Origin of the sequence: Acinetobacter sp. V2 (assembly GCF_001188385.1) — a bacterium.
Classification (GTDB): Bacteria; Pseudomonadota; Gammaproteobacteria; order Pseudomonadales; family Moraxellaceae; genus Acinetobacter; species Acinetobacter oleivorans.
The window spans coordinates 243,172-250,705 of record NZ_JZFB01000002.1 but is presented as its reverse complement, the minus strand read 5'-3'; the positions used below and the strand labels follow the sequence as shown (position 1 = coordinate 250,705).

The following is a 7,534-nucleotide window of genomic DNA, read 5'->3' as shown; positions in this document are numbered from 1 at the left end:
ACTTGTTAGTAGAAGTTTTCTTGCTGAAAATATTGTTGAGCTCACATTTAAAATTAAAAGGACGTTCTTTAGCTCTAAAGCAATTGTGAATATCAAACACCCATCAGAGCCTTTAATTCGAAGTTACTCTGTAGTTTCACTGGGTGTAAAAAATTATGATTTTTTTGTTTTGCACATAAAATTAAGACCAAATGGAATATTTTCTAACTTATTTGAAAAGCTAGCGATTGGTGATCAATTAGAATACAACCTAAATAATCATATAGAACCTGAATACGAGAAAGATATTTCTACGCTCAATATTGTAAGCGGTGGAAGCGGCATGGGAGCTGCACTTACTCGTGGATTAGATCTCATCCGAAAAAATCCTATTTCTAAAGTAAATATCTATGCGATTAATCGGTCAGTTTTAAGTGATTATCATCAACATTGCTTCAATGTTTTTCGAGAACAAGTTGATGCTAAGGTCAATATTATAAATATCCCGTTTTGTACGTGGACAAATAATGGATTTGATTTTTCAAATTATTTGGACTCTCACGAGTTAACAGTGGGTGTTGGTTCTACCCCAATAATTAATAAAATTTTAAATCAGCCTCTGTGTGAGTTAGAAAGTTTTGGTCCCTAACGGAGACTGTAACAATGACAGTAGTAGTTATAGAACCTATTTCTTCAGGCGTCACTTATTTAAATGCCGCTCAAGAATTAGGGATAGATTTATATGTTTTTTCTACTGATGAAGGAGAGTGCAGCATTGATGGAACAATGCGCCAAAAAGCAAAAGAAATAATAAAAATAGATACCAGTGATTTTCATAGTCAACTCTCTAAAATTGTTGAGTTAAAGACCATAAAAGCCATTTTACCCGGTGTTGAATATGCAGTACCTATGGCTGCCCAACTCGGTAACTCATTTGCCAAAAACTCTCTTGAATATATGGCAGCTCAAACAGTTCGAAATAAATTTAAATTTCGTGACAAGCTAACCAAGTCGGGTTTAAGCGATATTAAATATGCCTTGATTTCACAGGGCAAAGAAATTGACTTACCTCTAGGTTTTAAGTTTCCTGCTGTAGTAAAGCCAGTTGATATGGCGGGCAGTATGTCTGTTAAAAAAGTTGCAGATTTTGAGGAACTTTTAACAACAGTTGAAGCGATCTGGAAAGCTAAGCCCAACGATATTGGTTTCTATGCAAGTGGTGATTTAATTGTTGAAGAATACATCGTAGGTAAAGAATACAGTGTTGAAGGAATTATCCATACAGATGGAAAAATAACCTTTGCTTCACTGACAGAAAAACTATTAGGGCCAGAACCTTACTTTGTCGAAATTGGACATATTGTAGGTAATCAATATGACCGCCAGTTTTCTGCACATGTTTTTGACTATGCCGAAAAAGTCATTCGAACCTTAGAGCTAAATATAGGGCCTTTTCACTTAGAACTGCGAGTTACACCTCAAGGAAAAGCAGTCGCAATCGAGTTAGCAGCACGTTTACCGGGCGACAATATTGTTGAGTTAATTAAATTGGCGACTAATTTTGACCTTGCTCAAGCGGTACTGAGCGAATACTTAGACCTACCATATTCACCTTCAATAGAAAAAAATCTGGTTTCTGCAATTGCCTTTATGCCCCAAGGTAATCACCGTCTGTTCAAAGGTTTTAGTGGTTTAGATCAACTGTTAGAAGCACCTGAATGTGTACATCATCACTTCTACTATGAAACAAACGATGAACTGGCGTGCAACCATGATTGGACCTCACGATTAGGCTACTTTATTTTCCGTTCCGAAAGCGAAGATAAGATTCGTAGTTTAGTCAAACATATACATGAGCAGGTGAAAGTCATATGAAACATGTATTAATCATCAATAGATATGACGATGAACTGTCTGATTATAATAAATATATAGATCACGATGCCGTGCATGTGTCTTATATTTCATTAACAGAAACGATGCGTTATATCACTTCTTCAAACTGTTACTGCATAGCTGGGTTAGAGCAGTTAAATGAAGAAGAGGTTCTCGATCAGGCTAAAAAAATCTATAAGAAAAAACCTATAGATTACGTTATTGCCATCTCAGAATATGACCTCGACGCTGCGGCTCGCATTCGAACTGAATTGAATATTGTGGGTGCAACTGTCGAAGACAACTTGTTGTGCCGTAACAAGAAAAAAATGAAAGATGCTTTAGCTCATTCGACTGTGCGTTACCCTAAATATTCGGAAGTGTCTTCATACCAAGATATTGAAAAGTTTTTGCTGGAAATTGGCTCAGCGATTATTTTAAAACCTCAGGTAGGCGCGGCTTCTGAAGGGGTAATTAAAATTAGTGAGTTGGCCGATATTCCTCGTTTATCTTCATATGCGGGCTATGAAGTAGAAGAATTTGTTGAAGGGGATATCTATCATGTCGATGCGATTATTTCAGACAATAAAATGCCTTACTTTAAAGTCTCAAAATATATTAATACCTGTTTAGACTTCAGAAATGGTGCGCCATTAGGCTCTGTAACAATTGATAATTCTGAATTTATTAACAAAGTAGAAAAATTTACTTTAGACGTATGTAAATTCTTAAAATTAAAAGATCAGGCGATTCATCTTGAATTCATTGAATCTAAGGGCGAGTTGGTCTTTTTAGAAGTTGGTGGACGAGTAGGCGGTGGAGAAATTCCATTCATCACATTACGCAATGAGTCAGTCGACTTATATGAAATGTGGATTAAGGCAGCCATGAAAATTCCACAAGAGCCAGTGAATACGAAAATTACGGGTTTTCTGATGATGCCTAATCCTTATAGTTCAGGCTTTTTATTTAATGGGATTAAAGCGTTAGAAAATGAAACTATTACCTATCAATTGATTCAGGAAAGTGGCGACCATAACAATTTTAGTTATGAAAATATCCCTGCAAAAATTCACTTTATGGGAGATAGCCAAATACAGGTCGAAAATGCGATTAAAAATAGTATGAAAATTTTGCAAAGCGCAATTTCTCAAAATCATCATTCTAATTTGAGTCTGAGTGAATCTTCTTAGTTAAGATTTGGCTAAATTCTAAAAATCAAAAGGCTTGGACTTAAAATGTTCAGGCCTTTTTAAATAGCATTATAAGGGACTTTTGTTTCAAATAATTGTGATTTATAAAACTTACTCATATTATATAATTAGTTAATTATTAAAGAATTTTAAAAATGATTAAATCTATTATTTCAGGTTGCGCGGTTCTTACACTTTCAGCTTTGGCGATCACGCATGCAGAGCTTTCTTTTGAACAAGAGCTACAGCAAGGCTGTAATAAAGTGAAGCAATACGCGAGCTTAGGTAAGAAAAACTACGACCAAAAACAATATAAAAAGGCGCTCGAAAATTTCCAAAACCAAGCCTCTTGGACTGCTTTTTGTAAAGCCAATGAAGATGAAACCACAGTTAAATTTACCGACCGAGATATTGAGGTTGCCAACAATAATGTGGGCTTAGCCTATGCCAAATTGGGTCAGCCACTTTGGGCCAGAGCATGGTTTATGCTTGATGAAAAATCAAAATCTAGTCAGTTTAATCTTCAGCAGTTACCTGCACCTAAGGTCTCAAATGATTTGTCAGGTGAATATGTGCGTTACTCAGGTTTTGGTGAGTGGGACCACATCACGGTAAGTCGTGAGAAGGGTCAATATGCAATCAGCTATGCTGGTTTATATATGGGCCTTAGAAGCTTAATTTACGGCCCAAACATGGGTGAGTTTGGCACTACAATGCCGAGTGGTAAAAAGCAAATCGTCTATAAAGATCAAGACTGTCGCATTCAACTCGACTTTAAAACCAACGCGAAATTAGGAAATTATATTCAAGCCAAACAAAACGAAGGTAATTCTGGCTGTGGCTTTGGACATAACGTTTATGCAGATGGCACTTATTTAAAAGTTGAGTCTGGGAAATAAAACTAAAAAAAAGGGAATTGAATGATGAATAAATTTGCACGGTTGCTACTCGTTTCTACGATTGCCATTTCATCTCAAATTTACGCCGAGCCAACTAGCACATGCAAAGAGGTGAAATTCCAAAAAGCCGATGAGGCGTGGAGTGGGCACTATTATTTAAATGGCGTGATGGAAGTTGGTTCAGAACTTTTACTTCAGCCAGATGGCAAGTTTAAATGGATGCTTGCTGTAGGTGCTTTAGACCAATATGCCGAAGGTACATGGTGGAAAAACGGTGACTGTATTGGTTTAAAACCAGAGGCTAAATTTAAAAAGGATTTAAGTATTTTTCCTGAAAGCCTAACGATTTCTGACAAATCATTAGATGCGATTTGGGAAGGTGGACGCCAACAGGGCACATATAGTAAAGACTAAATAAAAAAGTCCGACACTGAGTCGGACTTTTTTATGGCTTATATTTTAGTGATTGACCGCAGCAAGTTGCTGAGCGTTATAGCGTGCGCCCATGTTAGGGTATCTCGCAATAATCGCTTCAATTTCTGCTAAATCTGCCGCTGTTAAATGAAGGTCAACAGCACCTGCATTTTCCACAAGACGTTCGATTTTACGCGTACCCGGAATTGGAATAATGTCTTCACCTTGCGCCAAAATCCAAGCCAAAGCCAGTTGAGCTGCTGTTGCATTTTTGCTGTGGGCAAAGTCGCTAAATGCTTGCGCCAAGCTTTGGTTATTCTTCCAATTGTCGCCTTGATAACGTGGTAACTGGCGACGGAAATCACTTTCGTCTAGGCTGCTCACATCAAGCGTATTGGTAATTAAACCACGCGATAGCGGTGAATACGGCACAAGGCTAATACCTAACTCGCGAATAGTTTGAAAGTGAGTATCTTCCAGTTCACGAGTAAGCAATGAATATTCATGTTGAACCGCTGCAATCGGGTGAATCGCATGCGCTTTACGAATGGTTTCAGCCGATGCCTCACTGAGTCCTAAATAACGAACTTTACCTTGTTTGACCAAGTCGGCCATTGCGCCAATCGTGTCTTCAACTGGAATGTTCGGGTCTATACGGTGCGCATAATACAAATCAATTACGTCTGTATTTAAGCGTCTTAAACTGTTTTCGATCGCAATTTTAATCCACTCTGGAGAACCGTCGATATAAGACTCTAAAGAGTTTTGTGGGTTAAGGTTATCTTCTTTATAGCGAAAGCCAAATTTGGTCGCCAAGAACACTTTGTCGCGATGTTTTTCTAAAACTTTTGAGAGCAAAACTTCGTTTGCGCCGTTGCCGTACATGTCGGCGGTGTCCCAAAAGTTAATGCCGAGGTCTAATGCCTTTTCTAGAGTGGCAATGCTTTGTGTGTCGTCTGATGCACCATAGGCAAAGCTCATTCCCATGCAACCTAAACCAAGTGCTGATACTTTTTCGCCTGTTTGTCCTAAAGTTCTATATTTCATTTTTCACACTCTTTTTGCAAAATCACTTGAGTAGAAAAACTATAAAATGCTTTGGCTCAAACTGACGTATAACATTCAAACCAATAATTATAAAATTCAAACAATCTGTTTTTAGGCCACACAGTCTTCGCGGAATTTTTTAGGTGAAAAACCCGTATTTTTCTTAAAGAAGTTGGTGAAATACGCTGAATATTCAAAGCCTAAGCTATAAGCTATTTCAGAAATATTCCAACTGGTATGTTGTAGCAATGCTTTGGCTTCTTGAGTAATGCGCGAACTAATATGCTCGGATGTGGTTTTGCCTGTGGCTTCTTTTACAGCGCGGTTTAAATGGTTTACATGCACCGACAGACCATAGGCATAGTCATTTGCGGTTTTGAGTTTTAGCTGAAAATGGGGTGAGTCGATTGGGAACTGGCGTTCTAATAATTCAAAGAATAAATGGCAAATCCGAACTGCAGCATTACTATGTTTTTCAAACTGTTGGGTTGGTTGCATTTTCATAGCTTCATGCACAATCAGGTGCAAATAGTTTCTTAAAACGTTGTATTTATGAATATAGTCTGAATTTATTTCAGTCATCATCTTTTTGAAAATAAATGAAATTTCTTCAACTTGTTGATCATTTAAAAAATATAACGGATCGCCGTCGACTTTAAACAATGGAGAGTCTTTTAAAAAGCTTTGTCTTGATTCTTGGTTTACAAATTCTTCGGTAAATAGGCAAAACCAGCCTGCTTGTTCGGGCGAATTAATTTCCCATGCATATGGCACCATCGGGTTTGAAAACAGCAAAGCAGGGCGGTCTACCCGAATCCAGCGGTTGGCGTAGTGAAGTTCGCCTGTACCTAAAACCAATGAAATTTTATAATAATCGCGGCGGCTATAAGGTGTGAGAAACGAGCAGGCATCGCGTTGGAACACGTTAAAATGTCCAAACGAAGTCGATGGAACCGAGTAATCGCTATCTCTGGTTAAAGAAAAGCGGCGATAAAAATCATGTATGGTTTCCATGTCTTTGCCTGCATGCGTTATCAATTTATTTAAAGTTATAAAATTCAAACTTTATTTACTGTAGCTTTTATTTATAGCGTGATCAATCGGTTCATTTAAACAGTTTTGGAAATGAATAAATTTTTATAAATACTCTGGGTAAGCAATGTAAGAAGACTCTACACATTCGAAGCCCATTTGGCGATAAAGCGTAACCGCTGGGGTGTTATCAACGTCGACAATTAAGTGGGCAATCCGTCCAGTTGCAACAATCCGATTAATTGCAAATTTTAAGATGCGTTCGGCAAAACCTTTTCGGCGATAAGCAGGGAAGGTATATGTGCCGCCAATAGAAACGAGTCGATCGGTTTCTATGCCTAAACGCACTATCGAAACGATTTGTTGATCTGCTTCAAGTACAATAATTTTTTCTTGTTGAATTAGAGATGCCCAATCAGGTGTTTCATTTACTGAGCGTTCATTATTGTATTGATGCTGATATTCGTTAAGACGGGCAATGTCCGAGAGTTCAGCCAAGCGCCCTTGAGCTTCAGAAAATTGGCGTGAGCAAACCATGATCCATTGATCATACTCTCGTAAAATACGTCCTTTTTGTTTTATCTCGGCATGTAATAAGTCTCGCCCGATTGCGGTCGTTACAATCCGACGCGGTTGAAGCTCTAAAATGGAGGTACAGAGTAATGAACCAGATGATGCCTCTGATGGAACCCAAAAACATGTGCCCCCAACAAGAATGACCGCGACTCCTAAAAGTTGCTCGGCGTTTTGTGGGTTATACAAACGTAAGAGTTGCCACTCAGCATTGGTCGCTTGTGTTTGAGCAAGAAAGACCATCACCCCAATAGAATAATAAAATCGATCATCAAGCCACTGAAAGATAAGTTGGTATTCTTCTGAACTGGTGGGAGATCCCTTTATTATCATTATTAATTACCTATTCAAATGATGAACTCAATCATAATTCACTATCCTACATTTTTATTATTATCATGATATCTTTAAATTTAAGTTGAATGACTGTTTAGCTTAAATATCTAATTGAATAAACAACAATAATTATTTAACCAATTTCTATTCAAGCTTACATTGACACTCAAAAACGTGCGGATTATC

The 7,534-nt window shown here is 37.8% G+C and carries 8 protein-coding genes; 5 read left to right on the top strand and 3 right to left on the bottom strand.

The annotated features are described in order from the left end of the window. The 5 genes from UC75_RS10000 to UC75_RS09980 all read left to right on the top strand — a co-directional run. A partial coding sequence (locus tag UC75_RS10000) for an FAD-binding oxidoreductase (RefSeq protein ID WP_228137252.1) occupies positions 1 to 628 on the top strand: 628 nt, incomplete at its 5' end. A gap of 14 nt (positions 629 to 642) precedes the next feature. Further along, the gene (locus tag UC75_RS09995) at positions 643 to 1,854 is read left to right on the top strand and encodes an ATP-grasp domain-containing protein (protein WP_049837494.1); all 1,212 of its coding nucleotides are present in this window, start codon (positions 643 to 645) and stop codon (positions 1,852 to 1,854) included. Next, entirely contained in the window at positions 1,851 to 3,047 is a 1,197-nt protein-coding gene (locus UC75_RS09990; RefSeq protein WP_049837493.1) for an ATP-grasp domain-containing protein, read from the top strand. Before UC75_RS09995 ends, UC75_RS09990 begins: the two co-directional genes overlap by 4 nt. 155 nt (positions 3,048 to 3,202) lie before the next feature. Continuing rightward, positions 3,203 to 3,946 (top strand): hypothetical protein, encoded by a 744-nt coding sequence (locus UC75_RS09985; RefSeq protein ID WP_049837492.1) that lies wholly within the window; start codon positions 3,203 to 3,205, stop codon positions 3,944 to 3,946. 21 nt (positions 3,947 to 3,967) lie between these two features. After that, a complete protein-coding gene (locus UC75_RS09980) occupies positions 3,968 to 4,360 on the top strand; it encodes a hypothetical protein (RefSeq protein WP_035332186.1) in 393 nt (130 codons plus the stop codon). A gap of 45 nt (positions 4,361 to 4,405) precedes the next feature. Here UC75_RS09980 and UC75_RS09975 read toward each other — a convergent pair whose 3' ends face one another. The 3 genes from UC75_RS09975 to UC75_RS09965 all read right to left on the bottom strand — a co-directional run bounded on the left by UC75_RS09975 (position 4,406) and on the right by UC75_RS09965 (position 7,345). Then, positions 4,406 to 5,407, bottom strand: coding sequence for an aldo/keto reductase (locus tag UC75_RS09975; RefSeq protein ID WP_049837491.1), 1,002 nt, complete (start codon positions 5,405 to 5,407; stop codon positions 4,406 to 4,408). Positions 5,408 to 5,518: 111 nt separating this feature from the next. Further along, the gene (locus UC75_RS09970) at positions 5,519 to 6,421 is read right to left on the bottom strand and encodes a helix-turn-helix domain-containing protein (protein WP_002052189.1); all 903 of its coding nucleotides are present in this window, start codon (positions 6,419 to 6,421) and stop codon (positions 5,519 to 5,521) included. A gap of 123 nt (positions 6,422 to 6,544) precedes the next feature. Next, positions 6,545 to 7,345, bottom strand: coding sequence for a GNAT family N-acetyltransferase (locus UC75_RS09965; RefSeq protein WP_049837490.1), 801 nt, complete (start codon positions 7,343 to 7,345; stop codon positions 6,545 to 6,547). Between the last annotated feature and the right edge of the window lie 189 nt (positions 7,346 to 7,534).